Origin of the sequence: Rhizobium sp. BK098 (assembly GCF_014193155.1) — a bacterium.
GTDB lineage: Bacteria > Pseudomonadota > Alphaproteobacteria > Rhizobiales > Rhizobiaceae > Rhizobium.
On record NZ_JACHYY010000013.1, the window covers coordinates 97,335 to 117,349 of the forward strand.

At 59.4% G+C, this 20,015-nt stretch carries 20 protein-coding genes; 6 read left to right on the forward strand and 14 right to left on the reverse strand.

What is annotated here, in order from left to right; all coding sequences use genetic code 11:
* Positions 1–430: 430 nt before the first annotated feature.
* The 3 genes from FHT73_RS25795 to FHT73_RS25805 all read left to right on the forward strand — a co-directional run bounded on the left by FHT73_RS25795 (position 431) and on the right by FHT73_RS25805 (position 3,147).
* Positions 431–1,252, forward strand: coding sequence for an alpha/beta hydrolase (locus tag FHT73_RS25795; protein ID WP_183715759.1), 822 nt, complete (start codon positions 431–433; stop codon positions 1,250–1,252).
* Positions 1,249–2,466 (forward strand): ATP-binding protein, encoded by a 1,218-nt coding sequence (locus tag FHT73_RS25800; RefSeq protein ID WP_112609743.1) that lies wholly within the window; start codon positions 1,249–1,251, stop codon positions 2,464–2,466. The genes FHT73_RS25795 and FHT73_RS25800 overlap by 4 nt, the downstream gene beginning before the upstream one ends.
* 63 nt (positions 2,467–2,529) lie before the next feature.
* The gene (locus FHT73_RS25805) at positions 2,530–3,147 is read left to right on the forward strand and encodes a response regulator (protein WP_112609741.1); all 618 of its coding nucleotides are present in this window, start codon (positions 2,530–2,532) and stop codon (positions 3,145–3,147) included.
* Positions 3,148–3,153: 6 nt separating this feature from the next.
* Here FHT73_RS25805 and FHT73_RS25810 read toward each other — a convergent pair whose 3' ends face one another.
* The 6 genes from FHT73_RS25810 to FHT73_RS25835 all read right to left on the reverse strand — a co-directional run bounded on the left by FHT73_RS25810 (position 3,154) and on the right by FHT73_RS25835 (position 8,942).
* On the reverse strand, positions 3,154–3,543 hold the full coding sequence (locus FHT73_RS25810) for a response regulator (RefSeq protein WP_112609739.1): 390 nt from the start codon (positions 3,541–3,543) through the stop codon (positions 3,154–3,156).
* Positions 3,544–3,731: 188 nt separating this feature from the next.
* Entirely contained in the window at positions 3,732–4,307 is a 576-nt protein-coding gene (locus FHT73_RS25815) for an AraC family transcriptional regulator (protein WP_112609737.1), read from the reverse strand.
* Between the two features lie 341 nt (positions 4,308–4,648).
* Positions 4,649–5,716, reverse strand: a complete 1,068-nt coding sequence (locus FHT73_RS25820; RefSeq protein WP_112609735.1) for an MBL fold metallo-hydrolase — start codon at positions 5,714–5,716, stop codon at positions 4,649–4,651.
* Between the two features lie 181 nt (positions 5,717–5,897).
* A complete protein-coding gene (locus tag FHT73_RS25825) occupies positions 5,898–6,158 on the reverse strand; it encodes a DUF2188 domain-containing protein (protein WP_246712225.1) in 261 nt (86 codons plus the stop codon).
* A 450-nt stretch (positions 6,159–6,608) separates the two neighbouring features.
* The gene (locus FHT73_RS25830; RefSeq protein WP_112609733.1) at positions 6,609–7,721 is read right to left on the reverse strand and encodes an FAD-dependent monooxygenase; all 1,113 of its coding nucleotides are present in this window, start codon (positions 7,719–7,721) and stop codon (positions 6,609–6,611) included.
* 9 nt (positions 7,722–7,730) lie between these two features.
* Complete coding sequence (locus FHT73_RS25835; RefSeq protein WP_112609731.1) at positions 7,731–8,942, reverse strand: MFS transporter; 1,212 nt, start codon at positions 8,940–8,942, stop codon at positions 7,731–7,733.
* A 104-nt stretch (positions 8,943–9,046) separates the two neighbouring features.
* On the opposite strand from FHT73_RS25835, the gene FHT73_RS25840 reads away from it, so the two are divergent.
* Positions 9,047–9,946: a LysR family transcriptional regulator gene (locus tag FHT73_RS25840; protein ID WP_112609729.1), complete on the forward strand. Its 900-nt coding sequence runs from the start codon at positions 9,047–9,049 to the stop codon at positions 9,944–9,946.
* Here FHT73_RS25840 and FHT73_RS25845 read toward each other — a convergent pair.
* The 5 genes from FHT73_RS25845 to FHT73_RS25865 all read right to left on the reverse strand — a co-directional run bounded on the left by FHT73_RS25845 (position 9,936) and on the right by FHT73_RS25865 (position 15,529).
* A complete protein-coding gene (locus FHT73_RS25845) occupies positions 9,936–12,194 on the reverse strand; it encodes a molybdopterin cofactor-binding domain-containing protein (RefSeq protein WP_112609727.1) in 2,259 nt (752 codons plus the stop codon). The two genes, FHT73_RS25840 and FHT73_RS25845, sit on opposite strands and share 11 nt — an antisense overlap.
* On the reverse strand, positions 12,191–12,679 hold the full coding sequence (locus FHT73_RS25850) for a (2Fe-2S)-binding protein (protein WP_183715761.1): 489 nt from the start codon (positions 12,677–12,679) through the stop codon (positions 12,191–12,193). Before FHT73_RS25850 ends, FHT73_RS25845 begins: the two co-directional genes overlap by 4 nt.
* On the reverse strand, positions 12,676–13,980 hold the full coding sequence (locus FHT73_RS25855) for a cytochrome c (RefSeq protein ID WP_112609723.1): 1,305 nt from the start codon (positions 13,978–13,980) through the stop codon (positions 12,676–12,678). The genes FHT73_RS25850 and FHT73_RS25855 overlap by 4 nt, the downstream gene beginning before the upstream one ends.
* A 176-nt stretch (positions 13,981–14,156) precedes the next feature.
* Positions 14,157–15,371, reverse strand: a complete 1,215-nt coding sequence (locus FHT73_RS25860) for an MFS transporter (RefSeq protein ID WP_183715763.1) — start codon at positions 15,369–15,371, stop codon at positions 14,157–14,159.
* Positions 15,368–15,529 (reverse strand): hypothetical protein, encoded by a 162-nt coding sequence (locus tag FHT73_RS25865; RefSeq protein WP_183715765.1) that lies wholly within the window; start codon positions 15,527–15,529, stop codon positions 15,368–15,370. The genes FHT73_RS25860 and FHT73_RS25865 overlap by 4 nt, the downstream gene beginning before the upstream one ends.
* Positions 15,530–15,709: 180 nt before the next feature.
* On the opposite strand from FHT73_RS25865, the gene FHT73_RS25870 reads away from it, so the two are divergent.
* Complete coding sequence (locus FHT73_RS25870) at positions 15,710–17,206, forward strand: mechanosensitive ion channel family protein (protein WP_183715767.1); 1,497 nt, start codon at positions 15,710–15,712, stop codon at positions 17,204–17,206.
* A gap of 348 nt (positions 17,207–17,554) precedes the next feature.
* Here FHT73_RS25870 and FHT73_RS25875 read toward each other — a convergent pair whose 3' ends face one another.
* The 3 genes from FHT73_RS25875 to FHT73_RS25885 form a co-directional block, all read right to left on the reverse strand.
* Positions 17,555–18,082, reverse strand: coding sequence for a hypothetical protein (locus tag FHT73_RS25875; RefSeq protein WP_183715769.1), 528 nt, complete (start codon positions 18,080–18,082; stop codon positions 17,555–17,557).
* Positions 18,083–18,132: 50 nt separating this feature from the next.
* On the reverse strand, positions 18,133–18,813 hold the full coding sequence (locus tag FHT73_RS25880; protein WP_183715771.1) for a YoaK family protein: 681 nt from the start codon (positions 18,811–18,813) through the stop codon (positions 18,133–18,135).
* A gap of 108 nt (positions 18,814–18,921) precedes the next feature.
* Positions 18,922–19,878, reverse strand: coding sequence for an alpha/beta hydrolase (locus tag FHT73_RS25885; protein ID WP_246712229.1), 957 nt, complete (start codon positions 19,876–19,878; stop codon positions 18,922–18,924).
* Between FHT73_RS25885 and FHT73_RS29600 the strand changes: the two genes are divergently transcribed.
* Complete coding sequence (locus FHT73_RS29600; protein ID WP_246712230.1) at positions 19,763–20,014, forward strand: hypothetical protein; 252 nt, start codon at positions 19,763–19,765, stop codon at positions 20,012–20,014. The two genes, FHT73_RS25885 and FHT73_RS29600, sit on opposite strands and share 116 nt — an antisense overlap.
* The last annotated feature ends 1 nt before the right edge of the window (position 20,015 follow it).

Consider the following 20,015-nt stretch of genomic DNA (forward strand, 5'->3'; position numbering starts at 1 on the left):
CAATCACAGCCGCCGCACCGCGCGCCGAGATTGCTCTTTCGGCGTGGCGTCTTTTTATGTGAGCATTTCGCGCAAATGTCGGCATCTAACGTTCTTTCCATCGCTTCTCAAGGTGCTTTCCATTAGGTCTCAGCTACGCCGACGTGACATGAAGCTCAAACGCTTAAAGCTTAGATTCAAGTGTTTGCACGCCGCGACTGCATGACCGAAGTCGCAGAACCGAAAGGAGGATTTCAAAAGGTCCGAAAGACTACCCCCGACAGACCGATCTTCGATCCGCGCGTCGAAAGGGTGATCAGTTTTGAACGAAAGGCTCGTTCTTTGACGCATAGCTCCGTCTTGTAAATTCCACCTATGGTGCGGCTAAAATCGCTGTGATAGCGTCCGGATAATTCAAAAAAACCTCAGTTCTTGCAACGGAGTTAGACGGATGCCAATCTTGACGGTCCGCGACGACACGCGTCTTTATTACAAGGACTGGGGCAGCGGTCCGGTGGTTTTTTTCAGTCACGGTTGGCCGCTCAGCAGCGATATGTGGGAAAATCAGATGATGTTTCTTGCATCCCATGGCTACCGAGTTATTGCCCATGACCGTCGTGGATTCGGCAGGTCGGATCAGCCCTGGCATGGCTATGACCACGACACGTTCGCAGACGATCTCGACGAGCTCATTCGCACGCTGGATCTAACTGAGGTCACGCTGGTGGGCTATGCCATGGGCGGCGGCGAAATCGCGCGCTACATCGGCCGCCATGGTACGGATCGGGTGGCTCGTGTCGTTCTCATTGGAGCAACCACTCCCAAGCTTGCACAGAGCGACGATTATCCATGCGGCGTTCCCGAGCCCGTCTTTGAGGGCGTGCGCGCCGGCTTAAGAGCGGATCGGGCCGAATTCATGCGCGGCTTTGCCCGGCTGTTTTTTGGCGCGGACCGTGACGGCACGACAGTTTCCGAAGGAAGTATGATCCAGTTGCACCAGATCGCCATGCAGGGTTCCTTGAAGGCGGCACATGATGCGATCACCGCATGCGCAGCCACAGACTACCGCGGCGATATCAAGCGGTTCAATGTTCCGGTGCTGATCATTCACGGCGAAGACGATGCATTCGTCCCGTTCAAGGCCACGGCCGAACAGGCTATTCAGCTCATTCCCGAGGCCGAGCTAAAGGTCTATGAACGTGCTCCGCATGGCCTATTGTTCACGCACAAGGACAGGCTGAACCAAGACCTGCTTGGTTTCTTGCGGCGATGAGTATCGACGCGTCATATGAGGTGACTGCCGATGGCGGCCTCATTCATTTCATGCCGATGGGCATCCTCCGCCTCTCGGCGAAAGATGCATGGAATGTCATCGCCAACCTTCGGCCGATCGAAATAGGCAGTCACGCGTTCGAACTTAGTCAGGACGTCAGCTGCGCCCTTGGCAACGCGTGCCTTATCGAGCAAGCCAATCCTAGTGCCTGCGCACTGCTTCAGGTCAAAAATCCAGCGATGATCCTCATGCGGCCAATCGCATCGGTTCTCGCGGAAGATGCGCTAAAGCATTTTACGGAAGGCCTCTATCAACTCTTTCAAGGTCGAGCTGCGATCGCCTATGACGGCAATCTGACGGTTGCAGGCGGGGGCGAACATCAGGTCGCTTTCAATCTCTGGCAGGTTGAGCGGGACACTGCTTCACACGACATCTATCTGAGCTTCTCGAGCCTTCGTGAGAGAACATCGCTCGAGCAGACAAAGGATGGCCTGCAAAGCGACCTGGCGCGCTCGGCTCGCATCTCGCTGCTGGGAGAGATGACCGCCTCGATTGCCCATGAGGTCAATCAGCCGCTCGGGACCATCGTCGCGAGCGCCGAGGCTGGATTGCGGTGGCTGTCCAGGGATGAGCCTGACATCGCCGAGGCCAAACTCCTGCTCGAACGCATCGCCAAGAACGGCAAGCGCGCGGCCGACGTCATCACAACGATGCGGGCAATGGCCAGCAACAAGAAGTCGGAGCGCCTCCCGACCGACATCAATTCGGTCATCGAGGAAACGATCCTTCTCCTGCGAACCGATTTCGCCAAACGTCAGATCACCCTGCGCCTCGATCTTTCGCCCACGCTTCCACTTGTGAAAGCTGACAAGACACAGATCCTGCAGGTGATCGTCAATCTCGCCCTGAACGCCACCCAGGCAATGTCGGACGGACAGGCCTGGAACAGGACCCTGTGCATTCGCACCCGGCAGGGCGGCGCTGATGTCATCGTGGACGTCGAAGACAGTGGACCGGGGATTGATCCTCATGTTCGCGAGCGACTTTTCGATAGCTTTTTCTCCACCAAGGAAACTGGCATCGGCATAGGTCTTGCCATTTGCCGTTCGATCATAGAAGCGCACGGGAGCCGCATCGAGCTCCAGTCGACGCCCCACTTGGGAGCACGTTTCAGCTTTGGCCTTCCCGTGGAGCAGACGCACGCAGATGGATAGGCAGCAACAGCCTGCAGGACGGCATTGCCGAAGAACCAGCCTTCGTCTCAACCCGGTTTGGATATGAACACGACACCAATTGTGCATGTCATCGATGATGATCATGACTTGCGTCTTTCGCTCGACAGCTTGCTTCGCTCCGTCGGCTTGAAAACCGTGCTCCATGAGACGGTTCCAAATTTCTCCGTCTTCTCGGGCTCGGGCGGGCCTTGCTGCGCGCTGGTGGACGTGCGGCTGCCAGGCTTTAGCGGACTCGATTTCCAGGACCAGCTCCTGAAGAACGAGAAGTCCATCCCTTTGATCTTCATGACCGGTTTTGGAGATATCCCGATGACGGTCCGCGCGATGAAGGCTGGCGCCATCGACTTCCTTCCGAAACCTTTTAGAGATCAGGACATGTTGGACGCGGTGTCCCGAGCATTGGAGATCGACCGTCAGCGACGGTCAAAGGATTCCGAGGTGTCATCATTGCGAGCTCGCTACGAAGAGCTCAGCTCCCGCGAAAAGGAAGTGATGGCGCTGGTCGCGATAGGACTAATGAACAAACAAATCGCCGGCCGGTTATCCCTGAGCGAGGTCACGGTCAAGATCCATCGCGGCGCGGCGATGCGCAAGATGGACGCTCGCACGCTGGCCGACCTCGTCAAGATGGCTGAATCTCTCGGGCTGAACGAGGCCTAGCGCGCCCTATTCCGCAATCACGCCGATTTCCTTCAGGCTCGACGCGAGCTCCTCAAAACCGAAGGGCTTGGTGACGAAGCCTCGCGCACCGCAGCCGTAGGCCTTTTCCTCCAGGTTCGACGCGCCGCTTCCAGTCATCAGGATGATCGGCAGTTCCTCGACCTCATGACGGAGGACGTCGATAAGGTCCAGGCCATTCACCTTCGGCATGTTGATGTCGCTGATGACGCAGGCGAAATCCAGGAGATTGGCCCGGTTGACCAACAATTCGGCGGAATTGAAACATTCCACCTTGCACCCGAACGAGCGAACAAGGCTACTCAGCGCCGCCAAGAACTCAGCGTCATCATCGACAATCCCTATAAGGGCGGTTGGTGGCATCGCAGCTTCTTTCATACGCACCGATCCAAGATGCTTTCCGACTGAGCATAGTGAGATATCTGGATCCTTCAATCATTGCGCGCCGCTTTGCTAGCTTCTTTCGCTTCTGACGTAGTCCGCACACAAAGCGAAGCCTCCCTAAATTGTCCATTCTTCCGCGCGTGAGACCTGTGTCAGAGCAGTGCCTTGGCGGCGTCATTCCGTCAGGCGGCGACCGCCCGGCTTTCTGGACTTGTCATGTACCGTCGCCAGGCGCTCGGGGTCGTTCCGGTCACACGCCGGAAAATTCGCGAAAGATGGGCTTGGTCCGCCAGCCCGCAATCAAGCGCGATTTCGCAGAGAGGGGCGTCGCTGTTCAGCATGCGATATTTCGCAAACTCCACCCGGCGTTCGACGATATAATTGTGCGGAGAAATGCCGAACGTCACCTTGAAGGCGGCGGAAAAGTAGCTGGTACTGAGCTTTGCGACCTGTGCCAGTTCATCGAGAGCGATCGAATGCGATATGCGCTCCTCGATGTAGCTCTTCACGCGATTGATCTGCCAGGGAGCGAGGCCGCCGGAGGGGTTGCGCTGGCGCTCGGCGGCTTCGACCACGACTGAGAACGGCTTCAGCAAGTTGGAAGCCTGCTTCATGAGATCGATCGCGATCGTCTCGTCTTTGTCAACACAACGGATCGCGCACAAAAGAAGGGAAGATACTTCCTCCGCGGTTTCCGTCGCGACGTTCTTGAAAGTGATTGGGGAGGCATTGTGGGCGAAAACAGCGGCAGCGGACATCGTCTATCTCCAATGTGACCCTTTAAACTTCATGAGGTCATCTTGGAACGACCGGGCTGCCGACGAAATCGTACACAGATCCGGTTCCAGCACACATGCGTCTTAGCGGATCATACCAAGGTATTATCGGCGCGAAACTCTTGGAGGTAGATTCGATCGGCCACGCCTCTGAACCCGTTGAGTCCATTGACAAACTTCGCGAGCCAAACCTAGGTTCGGGCCGGAAGTATGCCAACCAAACCCTGCCCCGAACGCAAAGGGAGGCGCCGTGCGTCCACGAAACCTCGCCTCATTTCACGAGCTCAGTACGCCGATGGTCTTCGTCCGCGCTGAGGTTGCGTTCAGTTTGCATCTGTTAGAGCGGCGGCGTAATTGGCGGGGATCCAGAAGAAATGCCCGTCCTTCGCCTTCACATGGCCGAGGCCTGGGAAGGATATGTGGGCCGCTCCGATCCAATAGCCCTTCTTTGCCGCGTCGGCGAAAATCGCGAGACGCTCGCTTTCCGCCATTTCGGCATCGCTGTCATAGGCGACCGTCACGGCCGGATCAGGGAATTGCACGGCGCCGACATGAACGACATCGCCCCACAGCAGCAGCTTGGCACCGTTGCTCTCGACGTCGAAAAAGCTATGACCGGGCGTGTGTCCCGGGCTGGCGATCGGCTTGATGCCGGGAGCCAGTTCCTCACCATAGGCGAACGGCTTGAAGCGTCCCGCGTCGATGTAAGGCTTTAGCGATGATTTGGCGCCTTCGAACATCGATTTCAGGAGTTCCGGAGCCGCTGCTTCATTTGCATCCTTCAGCCAGTAGTCAGCGTCGGTCTGACTCACCCTGACCAGGGCATTCGGAAAGGCCATCTCACCGTTCGGCGCCACGCCGCCGACGTGATCGGCATGCAGATGGGTGAGATAGATCTCATCGACCTGCTCGGGGGCATAGCCAGCCGCCCGAAGATTCTCGATCAGGTGGCCGCAGCATTTGCCGTAGAGGCTGCCAGCGCCGCTATCGATCAGGATGAGCTTCGGTCCGGTATTGATCAGGAAAGCGTTGATCGATCCCGCGACTGGAACGGCGAGCTTGCTTTCGGCAAGCAGCGCATCAGCCTCACCTGGAGCGGACTGATCGAGCGGCACGCTCTGACCGTCGCTTAACGATGTCTTGGTGAGGACTTTATGGACCGGAAACGGATGCGTGCCGTCGGACAGGGCGGTGATTTCGAAGTTGCCGAGCGTCATACGGTAAAAAGCTGGCGCCTGGGTGCCGACCTTTGGGGCACCGGCTGACGCATATCCACTCAGCAGGATGACAGTGAGGATCGAGCAAAGAACGAACAGGCCGAGGTTTAACGCCAGGCCCGCAGCCCTCCGCGGCCGGCCGCAAGAGCCGGCAAGCAGAACTCTGTAGTTCATAAGTTTCTCCTGTTTTTAGGGGACATGTTGGTCCAACGCGCTGTGCGGCGTCGCGCAGCGCTGCAATTTGTTCGGGAGCTGGCACGTTGCGCCGTCAGATTAACGATAGCGGTCGACAATTCGCATTTTTGGGCGGTTCGCTTCGATGCGATATGGCGCGAGTGGAGCCTCCTCTCGGCCGTTACTCGTTGGCGACATCGACTTCGGGACGATCGTCTGCCTCGACATGCTCCTTGTGCCAGGAGCCGTCTTCAGACTGAAAGACGATCTCTGCATCGCGGCCCTCAAGCTGCTGCCTGCGCGCCGCACGCTGGGCTGCGGCGCGCGCCGCCGAGTGGCTTGGATAAGGCTCCGACCAGACATCCCCCAGCCGATAGGCCCAACCCCCATCGTGTCGGCCAATGTGATATGTGAGATGCAAAGGCGCGTTTTCTTCATTCATGATCAATCCATTTCTTGGCGTTTCGCAACGTCACAAACGCTGTGCAAATGCGGCGGCTTGCCGGTTAGTCAGCAAGCCTTCGTTCTCCGCCGCAGTTTAGGAAAAGCCGGCCAGTCCGTATTGTTTGTTTCTCCGCTCCATGGACGTTTCACCTGCCGATCTCGGCCGATGGACCGGCGGCATTCGAAAGTCTTAGCGAGACCATACGACCGTATGATTTGCGGCCATTGGCTGAGTTGCTACTGTCAATCGTCACCTCGAAAGAGGTGGGTAGCGCTCTCCTCCCCGCTACCAGCTTGCGCTTCGGTTCCCCTTCCCGAAGCCTGCGGATAAGCGTCCGCCAGACCGCCCAGTCGCCCCTGGGCGGTCTTTTTCGTCGAACTATATCTTTTAATTCGGGAATGGATCGAAGGGGCAATCGCTGATGAGGTCGGCGGCACCGCCACCGTCTCAGAGAGCCGATGCGCCCAGCCGACGGCCATAATCCGCGATACTCTTTCCGACCGGCAGTCGTTCTTTCTGGTAGCGTTCGAGCGCTTCGGAGAGATCTTCGGAAGCCAGCAACGCTTCTCTCAGCGCGAGCGTGTCGCCGGCAGCCTTCGAGACACCCATCGCCGTATGTGGCCGAACGACAAACGCTGCGTCACCAATGATGGCCGTATGCGCGGATACGATATTTGTCGCTTCAAAGTCGAAGATTCCTTGAATCGAAGGCAGGGATTCGGCTTCGATTGCCTTGACCAACGGAGGCGGCAACATCGAGGCGGCATCCGAGCGGAGCATTTGTAACCGCTCCTCCGACAAGGCGCCTCGCGGCAAAGAATAGTCGAATATTCGGCCATCGGCGGCAGTGAACAGCGTCTGCAGTTCGTCAGACGCAACCGGCCGGTACCAGACCCAATTATATCGGCGCTCGCCGGGACCGGTTTCACCGCCCGGGCCGGGAACGAGATAGCCGAGAACATGGATCCCGCTCGTCACGTAAAAGGCGAAACGGTCCAGCAGGACCGCGGCATCCTGCGGCAATGCTGTCTCCGGAATAAGACCGCGCCAGGCCACGTAGCCGGCGAACCGGTTCGACGCGTCCCTGTTGAGCAGAGGACGAACGACCGAGCCGAGGCCGTCCGCGCCGATGACGAGATCGGCATCTTCCCGACGGCCATCGGCGAACAGGAGCTGAGCCCCTTCCGCGCCTTCGACCACATCGACCACGGGTTTCCCGATCTGATAGCTTTCGGCCACCATATGGGATGCAACGGTCGAATAGAGGAAATCCCAGGAGATCTGCATCTGCGGTGTCCGCGATGTCTCCGCGATGCTTCCGTCCCGATTGAAATAGATCCGCTCCTTGGCGACGACACCGACGCGGGCAACATGCTCACAGCCGATGGCGCGCAGGATCCTGAAGAGATCATGCTGTCCGACAAGACCTGCTCCCCGTCCGGCCAAGCCGGACGGAGAGCGTTCGTAGATTTTCACGTCGTGGCCATCACGCTGGAGGAGGATGCCAGCAAAGAGACCTGCAAGCGATCCTCCGACAATCCGAATACGCAGCCGCTTCATGGCAATCTCCTATCGCGCGCTGGCAGCCGTGGTCGAACGGGCACGATGTTCGACCGCACGAATGGCCAAGGCGACCGCCGCAAGTAGGGCGCCGAGGACACTGACGCCGATCCAGCCGCCATACCCCCAAGCTGCAGTCGCCAGCGCCGCACCGATCGCGCCACCAAGGAACATTGAGGTCATGAAGATGGTATTCAGTCGGCTGCGAGCATCGGCATCGAGCGCGTAGACGATATGCTGGTTCGACACGAGCGCACTCTGGATGCCGAAATCGAGGATGACGACACCGATCACCAGCGCGGCGAGAGAGGCCCACAGGCCGAAGATCAACCAGGCGACCAGCGTCAGAAAAGCGCCCATCCAGACGACGAAATGCGGTCCACGGCGATCGGCGATCTTGCCGGCAAGCGGAGCGGCGAAGATGCCAGCTGCGCCAACGATCCCGAACAGGCCGGCGACATCGGCGCCGAGGTTGAAGCGCGGCGTCTGCAGGTAGAGCGCCAGGATCGTCCAGAAAGCCGTGAACGAGCCGAAGAGCGAGGCCTGCATCAGTGCGGCCGTTCGAAGCGCCCGTTCCCGCTTCCACAAATGGGCAAGTGACTTGATGGCGCTATGATAGGCCATGCGCGAGGTCGGACGATGATGAGGCAGAGCGAAATACATCAGGACTGCTGCGCCAAGCGCCAAAGGCACGCCGATCCAGAACATCTCGCGCCATCCGGCATGCTGACCGACAAATCCGGACAATGTTCTGCTGAACAGGATTCCGGATAGCACGCCAGCCATGACAGTGCCGATTGTCGAACCGCGCTTCTCGGGGGAGGCAAGCGAAGCCGCAAAGGGAACGATCTGCTGGGCGACCGTTGAACTGGCACCGACGACGAGCGAAGCCAGCACGAGCGACCAGGCGGTAGGCGCTACTGCCGCGAGCGCAAGCGCGACCGAGAGAATGATAAATTGGCCGATGATCAGCTTGCGCCTATGGACGAGGTCCCCGAGCGGAAGCAGGAAGAAAAGGCCGAGTGCATAGCCGAGCTGCGTGGCGGTCGGGATAAAGCCCGTGACCGGCTGGTGCTGGAATTCGTTCTCGATGATCCCCAGCATTGGCTGATTGTAATAGATATTCGCCACGGCGATGCCGCTGGCAGCCGCCATGGCAAATAATGCCGACCTCGAAAGCTCTTTCGACATTATCGGCCGATGTTGACTTAACGCGTCCATGATCCTTGCCTTTCTGGCTGAAAAGATATGCTGTTATCTAGCTTTTTATCGAAAACCGTTTTAGCTATCTTGGATGATCAGCCGGTATAACGGATATCGATATAATGAATACGGATGATGTATTGGTCTTCACCGCAGCGGTTTCGGCCGGCAGCCTCTCTGCTGCCGCGCGACGTCTTGGCATCACTCCCATGATCGCAACTCGCCGACTGGCCGCGCTCGAGGCCACAGTCGGAGTAAGGCTGCTTCACCGCACGACGAGGTCACTTTCGCTCACCCCGGAAGGCGAGAGCTTCCTGCCTTTCGCGCAGGCGCTCGTCGATAACGAGGCGGCCGCCATGGCGCTCTTGCATTCCGGCACCGAGAGCGCCGCCGGCCTGCTGCGCATATCCGTGCCGATCTCGTTCGCGCTGAAATTCATCATGCCGATGGTGCCAAAGCTGTTGGAAGACAATCCCGATCTAAGGATCTCGGTCGACATGACCGACAGCCTGCCTGACCTAGTGGCGACCGGGACGGATCTTGCAATCCGCATCGCCCGGCTCAGGGACAGCAGTCTTATCGCCCGCAAACTCGCGGACAATCCGCGGGTCGTCGTCGCCAGTCCGCGCTATCTTGCCCGTCGCGGCACGCCCTCCTCCCTCGACGAACTCGCCGATCACGACTGCCTATCACTCGCCGGCGCCACTCATTGGACGTTTCGCGAGCATGTTGCTGAACGCCACGCGAGACTGAACGGACGCTTTTCCTGCAGCAGCATCGCAGGCTGCTACACGGCATGCCTCGGTGGGGCCGGCATCGCCATGTTGTCGACCTGGTACGCGGCCGACGACATCAAGGCTGGCCGCCTGACGCCGATCGATTTTCATGGCGCAGAACCTGAGCCGATAAATATCTGGGCCGTCTATCCGACGACGCGTCTCGTCCTTCCCAAAGTCCGTGTCTTCATCACCGCTCTTCGCGCCACGCTAGCGGAGGCTGGCATCGAGGGAACTAAAGAGTGACGATGGCCGCCCTCACCCTTTCCGGCGTCATCGGCATGTCGCGGAAGCGAATGCCGGTCGCGTCGGCCAACGCATTAGCAAGGGCGGCCGAAGTCGGCCCCTGCCCGCATTCTGCGACACCAAGAAACGGTTGGCCGGGTTGCTCCTCGACAATCACGTCGATCTTCTTAGGGATATCGAGGAAACGCAGGATCGGATACGCGCTCCAATCGAAGCTGGTGCGGATCGTTTCGTTGTTGGTGACTTCCTCGCGCGTGCACCAACTGAGCGACTGAATGATCGCACCCTCGATCTGGTTCTGAACGCCGTTCGGACTAACCACCTCCCCGCAATCGGCGGCGGCCTGGACGCGGTGAACCATGATCCGTCCGGTATTCTGGTCGACGCTGATTTCCAGGCAGACGGCGCAGTAGGCGCCGAGGTTCTTGTATCGCGCAAAAGCCATACCGAAGCCGTGGAAGGGCCCTTTCTTCTGACGCTTGTGCCAGCCGAATGCATCGGTCGCCGTTTGCATGACCTGGCGAGCGCGGAGATCGGCCATGTGGTTCAGCCGAAGATCGAGCGGATCGACATTGCCGGCAAGCGCAAGCTCGTCGAACATGCTTTCGATCGAGAAGACGTTGAGATGGGCGCCGAGCGAACGCAATGCCGAGACCCTGATCGGCATGTCCTTGATGAAGTGATAAAGGACATTCATGTTCGGCAGATCGTAGAGCGGATTGGAATTGCGGCTTCCGTCTCCTTCCGGCATTGGAATTTCCTTGCCTTCGGGCTGCGGAAAGCCGGGCACGATCTGATTGCCGACGAGAACGCCGCCGGCGCCGACCGGGCGGTTGTTGTGCGGATTGCTCCAGACATCGTATTTCCAAGCCACGATGCGGTTGGAGGCGTCAAGACCGGCTTCGACCTCGGTCACCATGCCCGGACCGAGCGGCTCCCAGCCGAACTCCTGTTCGCGCATCCACTGCAGCCGCACCGACCGGCCGGGAACCGTCATGGCGATATAAGCAGCTTCTGCGGCGACGTCATCCGCACCGTTCTGACCGTAGCAGCCCGCGCCTTCGACATGGATGGCACGGATTTTCTCGATGGGCCGGTCAAGCAGCTCGGCGGCGACGCGGCGTACGTCGTAGGTTCCCTGGCTATGGGTCCAGATGGTCAGGAAATCGTCCTCAAGCAGTGCGATGGCACAGGAAGGACCAATCGAGCCATGACTGATCCATCGGCGCGTATAACGCGCCGACAGTGTCTTGACAGGCGCCGCGGTCGGATGGGCGACGTCGAGAATAACGATGTCGCGCGCCGGCAGCGCCTTCAGCGTATCCGTGACGCTTCCGGTCGGAAACGCTGCTCCTGCCGCCTCGTAGTCGGACGCCTGTAGCTTGCGCATCAGTTTGACCGCGTCCCACTCCTTCTCGGCAACGATGGCCGCAAAATCACCGTTCTGCACGAACTTGACCACCTTCGGCATCGCCTCGATCTCGGCGGCGGGCGGTAGCTTCAGACGCGTCCTCTCGCTCGGGCCTCGCAGCAAGCGGGCATGCAGCATGCTCGGCAGGCGCATATCATGAAGGAAAGCCTGACCGCCGGTCGTCTTGGCGGGGATGTCGATGCGCGGAAGGTTTGTGCCCATTGTTCGAAACTCGGGCTTCTTGCGCAACGGTGCGTTGGCGATTGCTTCGACATGCAGCGAGAGCGCGGCTGCGACCTCACCATAGGAAACCACCCGGCCATCCGATACGGCAATTTGTCCTTTTCCGGTCGTCGAAAGCTGTTCGGGCTCGACCTGCAACTGCTCTGCCGCCTTCTGCAGGAGCACCATCCGGACATTGGCCGCCGCGTTGCGGATTGCCGTGCCGCTATCCTGCATCGAATGGCTACCCGCCGTCAGGCCTTCATCAGGCGTGCGCGCGGTATCGACCGTCACCATCGTGACCGAGGTCGGCGGCAGATCGAGCTCTTCCGCCGCGACCTGCAGCAATGCGGTCCTGATGCCCTGGCCGAGCTCGGCCTTGCCTGTGAAGACCGTCGCGTGACCCTTTTCGTCCAGCTGGATCCAGGAATCGAGATAGGGCCAGTTTTTCAGGCTTCCGGGAAGGTCGGGAGCGACGACGGCAGGCCCTGCCCCTCCTTCGCCGCCGCCGGCGAGCTGGGCGAAGGCCGGACGCGTAAGTGCAAATGCAACGGCTATGCCACTTGCGCTGAGGAAGGAGCGCCGGGTGAGACCGGCATTTGGAATGGCGTTCATTGCGCGCCTCCTGTCGCGGAAGCGAGGGAAAGCTCAAGGCTCGCGCGATGCACCGCCCGCAATATTCTGGCATGCGTCCCGCAACGGCAAAGATTGGGCTGCATGTGCACGCGGATCTGTTCCTCGGTCGGAGATGGGTTACGGTCGAGCAGAGCCTGGGCGCGCATGATCATGCCAGCGATGCAATAGCCGCACTGTGCGGCCTGCTCATCCTGGAAGGCTTTCTGGACGACGTTCGGCTTTTCAGCTGTGCCCAGCCCCTCAATGGTGCGCACCTTCCTGCCTTCAAGCAGGCCGACAGGTGTCAGACAGGAGAAAACCGGCATGCCATCGACATGCACGGTGCAGGCGCCGCATTGCCCGAGGCCGCATCCATATTTGGCGCCATTCAGCTCGAGGTCGTCACGCAGGACGTAGAGGAGCGGCGTATCCGGATCGGCTTCGACCTCATGGCCCTCGCCATTGACGCTGATCGAGATCGTCATTCCGCATTCTCCTTGCGTATATCGCCGACGGCAGCTTCCAGATCGGGCCATGTCGGCTTATTGGTGAAGCGGGCGCGGGCATAGGCGAGCAGCTCGGCCAATTGGCGGTCGGTCACGGTGTTGGAAAAGGACGGCATGTACGGACCTTTTTCCCCTGGCGGCTCGATCCCCCACAGCAGCGTCTGCACGGCGTTCCTCGGGTCATCGGCTTTGAGGTCGGACGTGGATGAAAGAAGCGGCCGGCCATTGACGTTCATCGGCGCACCCGGCGCATGACAGCCGGAGCAGGCGCCTTCGAAGAGAAGATCGGCCTCAGGATGCGCCGCGGCGGCGGCAGATCGATTATCGATGCCGGCTTCGGCTGCGACGGCCGCCGGAGCGCCATCACGAGATGGGTGCATCCGCGAAGCGACGTAGACAGCGATCGCCCTGACGTCGGCATCGTTCAGACGGGAGAGACCTTCGGCAACAGGCCCCATCGGGCCGCCGGCCGCGCTGTGTTCGCGATCGGATCCTGTCTTGAGATAGGCAAACAAGGAATCCGCGTTCCAGGTCGCGGCGGAAGGATTCGTTGTGTCGAGCGCAGGTGCGTTCCAGCCCTCTGCAACGCCGCCGGCAAATTCCCGCCCCTTCTCCTCGCCGCCGCCAAGATTGCGTGGCGTGTGACAGCCGCCGCAATGGGCAAGCCCGTCCACCAGATATTTTCCCCGGTTCCATTCGGCGCTTTCGTTCGCCTGAGGCTCGAACGCCGTCTGCCTGAGGAAGAGCAGCTTCCAGCCGGCAAGCAGCGGCCGGAATCCGAGACCCGGAAGCAACTGGTTTTCGGGAGCTTGCTGCGAGACCGGCTGGCGGGTCATCAGAAATGCATAGATTGCCTTGAGGTCGTCGTCGCCGACGTGGGTAAAATGCTCATAGGGCAACGCCGGATAGAGATGGCTCCCATCGCGGCCGACGCCCTGCCTCATGGCGCGGCTGAACGCGGCGAGCGACCAGGCGCCGATGCCCGTCTTCTCGTCGGGCGTGATGTTGTTCGAGAAGAGTGTGCCGAAAGGCGTCGGCAAAGCGCGCGCACCGGCGAAAGGTGCGCCATTCGGCGCGGTGTGACAGACGATGCAATCGCCGACGGTGGCGAGCTGCTCGCCCTTTGCGACAAGACCACGATCGAAGCTCGAGGGTGATGGGCGCGCGACTTCTGGGAGTGCGGGCTCATAGACGATCCAGGCAGCAATCCCAATCCCGGTAACGATCATAGCCGATACGAACGCGGCTCCGATTGCCAGATGTCGCTTCGAAAGTTTCATATGAGGTGCTTCGCTGTTGCAAACGTTGCGATTATTTCGCGCATGGGTTTGAGGGGCGTCTTGTCGCCACTGCCGCTCTTTTGGACAAATCGATTGTCCCTAAAAATCTTCGGCAATTCGGAAAGCCGTGGGGCCGATCCTGCTTACTGTCGGCCCCACTCCGCTTCATGATCAGATCAATGCGTGCCAGCCTTGCGAGCACGGCGGCCGGTGACCGTGTTTCTGACCGCATCAAGAAGAAGGGTTATCAAGGCCAGCGTTGCGACCGTCGCGACGCCCAGATCCACCGCAGACGAAAGGCTCGCCCAGGTCGCGATCTTGCCCAGCAACAGGGCCACCACGGCCTGGGCCAAGTAAGCGACCAGGAACAGCGCTGAAAGCGTCGCGCCTCTATGCGTCACAGGAGCGGCGGCATTGATGAGCGAAAGTCCTCCAAGGAGGAGCAGGCTGTAGGCCATCCCGCCGCCGATCTGGGCAACGGTATAGAACACCAGCGAGTGCAGGACCGCAGCGAGCGCCAGCAACCCGGAGGAGACAATGGCGATGGCACTGCCCATAAGCATGACCCTACTCGGTTTGACTCCCCGCACCGGGATTGTCGCGATGGCAGAGGAGACTGCAAAAAGCGCGATGGTTCCGCCGTTTACGAGGGCGTTTTGGGAGGCAATGACATCACGCGCCACCTGCGCACCGAGGGAAAGCGTCATTGCGCCAAGCACGTAAGAAGCCGTTACCGCCGCAGTCGCCGTGACGAAGGTCGCAAACAGGCCGTTCGGGATGGCGGGAACCCTCGGCCGCCAGCGGCCGGTGGGCCGCGATGCCGTATGGTTTGGCAGCATCCAGGTCGCAACCGTGAGCACGGTGAGGACTATGGCTAGAACGGCGAAATTTAGCCGTGTCGGTAGCGGCGCATATTCGATGAGCGCACCTCCGACAAGGGCGGCGCCGATCATTCCGAACGCCTGGGCGGCGGCCGTCGCGCTGCCGGCCTGCGCGGTTCGGCCCGGCGCGCTGAACTCGACCATGGCGGCAGCCGACGGCCCTGCGGACAGCCCCACGCCGACGCCCATGAAGGCCCTGCCGATGAAGATCCAGTCAACGTCCGGCGCCAGCGCAAATATCAGCGTGCCGGTGAGCGAAGCGGCAAGACCGAGCAGCATTGCTTCCCTTCGCCCGATGTAATCGGATACATTGCCGAAAACGACGAGCATGAAGACGACGAAGACCGGATAGACCGCGAAGATCGCCGTCGTCATGAATGTCGTCAGATGCCATTCCTGCGCATAGAGCGGATAAGTCAACGCCGGAGCGGCGCTGGTCCAGATCGTATGGGCAACGACGGCCGCAGCCGTCAGAAAGCTCGCTTGTCTTCCAAAAACCTTGCGGCTCATGATCGTGCTCCCGTTATAGGGCTCGACTGCAAATGATTGCTCGCGCTGACGCCAACAAGAATGACGTCTTTCGAGGTGACGATGAGCGGAATGTCGGACTGGGCATCAGCAATATTGCGACCGTCCTTGAAGGTATGAAATGCAATTGGCTTGTTCATTTGCCGAACTCCTATTTCGATGAACAAGATGTCGGCAGATTCGATTAAGATTGAAATTGCCTACGCGGACTATGCATTGTTCACTATTGCTGAACGAGAGAACGCCAAAATTCGTTGAAATCGCCAAGACGCCGTCCGGAATTTGGGCTACCGGTATTGGGCTGCTTCCTGGGCTACGCGATGCAATATCTTCATGATCCCATTACGCAATTCTTGTTTCTCGTCGCCTTTGTCGCCGGGGCGCATTGGCTATTGCCGAAGCACAGGGCTTTCCGCTTCGCGATCGACGTCGCCTTTTTTGTTACGTTGACCGCCATTCTGTTGTCGAACGGCGTTGCGCCCTACTCCGAGACGCTGACATCGTCGGACCTTTGGCACCGCCTGTTCTATGGACTTGCAAAGACAATCTGGTGGCTCGGCGGGGCAATGATGATTGTCAGCAGCGTCAGGCTGTTCCTGATCTTCGAGCGACGGCCGCTCGAAGCGAGGTTCGTCCAGGACTTGATCGCTGGGATCATCTACGTCGGAGCGGCACTTTCGGTGGTGGCATACGTATTCAGCGTGCCGGTTGGCACGCTGATCGCTACATCCGGTGTCTTTGCTATCGTCCTTGGCCTGGCGTTGCAAAGCACGCTTTCCGACGTATTTTCCGGCATCGCCCTCAACCTTGGCCGTTCGTACGAGGTCGGAAATTGGATCATTCTGGAGAGCGGTGTCCAGGGTCGCGTCATCGAGACGAACTGGCGCGCGACCCATCTCTCCAATGCCACCAATGATCTCGTCGTTATTCCAAACAGCGCGCTGGCAAAATCGCAACTCGTCAATCTCAATAGTCCCGATGAAACACATGGCATTGCCATGTCGATCAAGCTTGCTCCGACACGCACGCCAGCAACCATGACAAGACTGCTAGAAACGGTCACGTTGGGAAGCAATCATATGATGCGTATTCCGGATCCCCTGATCTCGATCGTCAACCTCACCAAGGAAGTCATCGAATTCGAGCTTGCTTTCCGCATCCGTGACATATCCGAGACGACAGCCGCAAAGAACGAAATCTACGATCTGGTGTACCGGCACGCGCTGGCGGCCGGAATTCCACTCGCAAGCAACGCCATATCCAGCGCGGCGCTCAAATCAGAGGCTTTGACCGGCTCGGAGGAAGGCTCCGAGAACCCGTTGCGGCTCATCGCAATGCTGCCACTCTTTTCCGCGCTTACGGAAAAAGAACGTGAAACGCTCTTCATATCCGCGACGCGACAAACCTATGCCAAAGGGACAGAGATTATCCCGCAGGCAGAACATTCCCAGGCGCTGACGCTTGTGGAAAGCGGCGTGGTGCATGTCGTCCGCCAGGAGAATGGTCGAGATGTGGAACTCAATCGACTGTCGCCGGGGGATTTCTTCGGCGAACGTGGTGTCTTGATCGGCGCGGAAGAACCTGCCCGTATCGTTGCCCTGACGGCGGTCGTTGCCTGCGAGATCGGCAGAGATCAGCTCTGCGAAGTCCTGCGGGAGCGTCCAATTTTGGCTGATGCGATCGCCGCAACGCTTGCAGATCGGCTCGAGCAGGAAAAGCGTCTGCGCGGGGATGGCATCACACCACCGCAGCATGCGAGGACATTGGCCAATCGCATCCGCCAGCTCTTTCAGCTTTCGCACGCAAGTTCGGCCTGATCGAAGATGATCGGATCGGCCCCGACGCGGATCGAAAATGGAGCCCGGTCGATTTCGGCGACGATCAGGCTTTTGCACTGCTGAGCCGGCATGAACCATGAGACATCGACGTCTCTGCCGAAACGTGCTTCATTTTATCAGGCGGAAGTCCTCATTGACGGGACTTTCGCCCGCCGCGAGCCGGCACGATCAGCATATTTAATTGCCGGCCGCTTTGAAGAGAGCGCGGTACCTCTCAATGAGGTAGATGCCTCCATTCCCGCGAAAGCACGTCTCCCCAGCACCTGCCGGAGAGACAAATTGCAGCTTGCTGTCCATGTCAGGCGAAGTATCTGCTCAGCGGCAATCTCATCGCTTTTCCCTAGCGCGCCGCGCAATGCTCTCGGCAAACAGTGGCGTCTCGCCCTTGTTGTGATTGGACGACGCTTCCGAACGGGCCTTCGCGGCGTCTGCGAAATTGATGTTATTTTTCTCGCAATAGGCCAGGAACTCGTCGGTGGCGAAGGCGCGCACGTGGTTCGTGTACTCGCAATGGTCGGCATCGATCGGCTTGACGCTGAGCTCCCAGATCACCTGCACCTTGGTGCGACCGTAAGCGGCCATCACATCGGAGATGGATACCATCTTGCAATAGTTGGGCTCAGCGATCTCGGCGACATAATGCTGGATCACCAGGCTTCCACCGATCGTTTCCACATTGATCGACATCCGGCGACCGTCGTCCGTCCAAGTCGCGCCAGCGGCGATGTGATCGGGGGAGCAGCGCTGATATTCCGCATCGGGCAAGTTGAACAGCCAGTCGGCGATATCGACCTTGTCGGCACCAACATTGATGACATGGCTATAGCTGGAATCGGACATCTGACGATCAGACATTTCATTCTCCTGGGGTTCGATGGATGGTGCGTTTTGGTGGTACATGCCAATCAATCGCCCTCGGGCGTTTCAACGTGCGCAACGAGTGCCAGGGCCGCTAGAACGGCAGGAACGACAAAACTCCAGACGGGCGAGAGAATGAATGCCAGCGCCCCGATGGCGCAGCCCAAGGCGAAGACGACAACGGCAAGCACCATCCGCTTCAGACGCGAGTAAACTGCAGCCGTGCTCTCCGAACGCCCGCCTACAGCAATATCTGCAAGGTCGAGCATGATCTGGGTCGTCGTTCCGGTCATCAGGGTCGACGGAGGAGATTTCGCCAGATGAACGCGATGAATGCCATTCTGCACCGCCATGGCGGCAACAAGGACCATGCCGATTGCAAAAGCCGTCGGACTGTTCGGATCGCCGAAGGGTCCGTATGCCAAGGCGATCGCCGCGGCGACGATAAGCAGTACCAGCTTGACGACGAGAAGAGGACGCAGGACCGGTCGACCGCTTCGCTGCAACACCAGCCCGACGATACGGGAGACGAATACGACGGCGCAGAAAACCGGAAGTGCGAGGAGCTTGGATAGGGTGCCGCCCATACCCAAGGCTAACGATGCGCCCAAGGTCACGAAATTGCCGGTCACATGCGCGGTAAACAGCCCGCCTAACGCCAGGAAGCCGACGGTATCGACATATCCCCCGTTGAAGCTGAGGAGGAGAGGAAGCGGGACAGCTTTCATTGGCGGAGGATCCTGGATATCTCGGTAAAGTGCTCCGGCACTCCGGACACTGCTTTAATGGGCCGCCTGCCGCTGCGCCCGAGCGCAGCGGCAGGCCGATCGTGTGCGTCAGGCCTTGATGAAGGCGAGCAGGTCCGGATTGATGACGTCGGCGTGGACCGTCAGCATGCCGTGTGGGTAGCCCTTGTAAACCTTCAGCGTACCGTTCTTGAGGAGCTTGACGGAGAGTTCGGCGGAATCGGCGATCGGAACGACCTGGTCGTCATCACCATGCAGGACGAGGGTCGGAACGGTGATCTTCTTGAGATCCTCGGTCTGATCTGTTTCGGAGAAGGCCTTGATGCCGTCGTAATGGGCCTTGGCGCTGCCCATCATGCCCTGACGCCACCAGTTCTGGATCACGCCCTGATAAACGATCGCGCCCTCGCGGTTGAAGCCATAGAACGGGCCAGCGGGGAAGTCGAGGAAGAGCTGAGCGCGGTTCTCAGCGACGCCCTTGCGGATGCCGTCGAAAACTTCCATGGGCAGCCCACCCGGATTGGATTCGGTCTTCAGCATCAGCGGAGGAACGGCGCTGACAAGAACGGCCTTCGCGACGCGGCCCTGCGGTTGGCCGAACTTGGCAACATAGCGGGCGACTTCGCCGCCGCCGGTGGAGTGACCGATATGGACGGCATTCTTCAGGTTCAGATGTTCGGCAACCGCGGATGCATCGGCTGCGTAGTGATCCATGTCATGACCATCGCTGACCTGCGAGGAACGGCCGTGACCACGACGGTCATGGGCAACAACGCGATAGCCGTGCTGGACGAAGAACAGCATCTGCGCATCCCAGTCGTCCGAGGACAACGGCCAGCCGTGATGGAACACGATCGGCTGGGCGTCCTTCGGACCCCAATCCTTATAGAAGATCTGTACGCCGTCTTTGGTTTCGACGAAGCTGGTGGTCATGGGCGATATTCCTTTGGTCTTTGTGGAGGTGGCGGCGGAGAAGGCAAGAGACGGCATGGCTATCGCAGCGGAAAGGGTTGCGCCGGCCAGCAATGTTTGCCTGCGGGAAAACATTATCTCGATCGGGTTGTCGGACATTTTGGTAACCTTCAGGGTGGACGCTGATTTCATAAGCTGTAAAGGGCCGCACCTCTTGTCCGATAGTCGTCTTGTTTGGACAAAGCTCGGGTCACCGCAGGCCGGCGCTTAGG

Excerpts from the sequence above, each read along its gene's own strand:
- FHT73_RS25815 (WP_112609737.1), bottom strand. The coding sequence starts at position 4,307 with ATGTCCGCTGCCGCTGTTTTCGCCCACAATGCCTCCCCAATCACTTTC.
- FHT73_RS25855 (WP_112609723.1), bottom strand. The coding sequence starts at position 13,980 with ATGAAACTTTCGAAGCGACATCTGGCAATCGGAGCCGCGTTCGTATCG.
- FHT73_RS25885 (WP_246712229.1), bottom strand. The coding sequence starts at position 19,878 with ATGTTTTCCCGCAGGCAAACATTGCTGGCCGGCGCAACCCTTTCCGCT.
- FHT73_RS25825 (WP_246712225.1), bottom strand. The coding sequence starts at position 6,158 with ATGAATGAAGAAAACGCGCCTTTGCATCTCACATATCACATTGGCCGA.
- FHT73_RS25860 (WP_183715763.1), bottom strand. The coding sequence starts at position 15,371 with ATGAGCCGCAAGGTTTTTGGAAGACAAGCGAGCTTTCTGACGGCTGCG.
- FHT73_RS25820 (WP_112609735.1), bottom strand. The coding sequence starts at position 5,716 with ATGAACTACAGAGTTCTGCTTGCCGGCTCTTGCGGCCGGCCGCGGAGG.
- FHT73_RS25880 (WP_183715771.1), bottom strand. The coding sequence starts at position 18,813 with ATGAAAGCTGTCCCGCTTCCTCTCCTCCTCAGCTTCAACGGGGGATAT.
- FHT73_RS25830 (WP_112609733.1), bottom strand. The coding sequence starts at position 7,721 with ATGAAGCGGCTGCGTATTCGGATTGTCGGAGGATCGCTTGCAGGTCTC.
- FHT73_RS25795 (WP_183715759.1), top strand. The coding sequence starts at position 431 with ATGCCAATCTTGACGGTCCGCGACGACACGCGTCTTTATTACAAGGAC.
- FHT73_RS29600 (WP_246712230.1), top strand. The coding sequence starts at position 19,763 with ATGGGCGATATTCCTTTGGTCTTTGTGGAGGTGGCGGCGGAGAAGGCA.
- FHT73_RS25870 (WP_183715767.1), top strand. The coding sequence starts at position 15,710 with ATGCAATATCTTCATGATCCCATTACGCAATTCTTGTTTCTCGTCGCC.
- FHT73_RS25875 (WP_183715769.1), bottom strand. The coding sequence starts at position 18,082 with ATGTCTGATCGTCAGATGTCCGATTCCAGCTATAGCCATGTCATCAAT.
- FHT73_RS25810 (WP_112609739.1), bottom strand. The coding sequence starts at position 3,543 with ATGAAAGAAGCTGCGATGCCACCAACCGCCCTTATAGGGATTGTCGAT.
- FHT73_RS25800 (WP_112609743.1), top strand. The coding sequence starts at position 1,249 with ATGAGTATCGACGCGTCATATGAGGTGACTGCCGATGGCGGCCTCATT.
- FHT73_RS25840 (WP_112609729.1), top strand. The coding sequence starts at position 9,047 with ATGAATACGGATGATGTATTGGTCTTCACCGCAGCGGTTTCGGCCGGC.
- FHT73_RS25865 (WP_183715765.1), bottom strand. The coding sequence starts at position 15,529 with ATGAACAAGCCAATTGCATTTCATACCTTCAAGGACGGTCGCAATATT.
- FHT73_RS25805 (WP_112609741.1), top strand. The coding sequence starts at position 2,530 with ATGAACACGACACCAATTGTGCATGTCATCGATGATGATCATGACTTG.
- FHT73_RS25845 (WP_112609727.1), bottom strand. The coding sequence starts at position 12,194 with ATGAACGCCATTCCAAATGCCGGTCTCACCCGGCGCTCCTTCCTCAGC.
- FHT73_RS25835 (WP_112609731.1), bottom strand. The coding sequence starts at position 8,942 with ATGGACGCGTTAAGTCAACATCGGCCGATAATGTCGAAAGAGCTTTCG.
- FHT73_RS25850 (WP_183715761.1), bottom strand. The coding sequence starts at position 12,679 with ATGACGATCTCGATCAGCGTCAATGGCGAGGGCCATGAGGTCGAAGCC.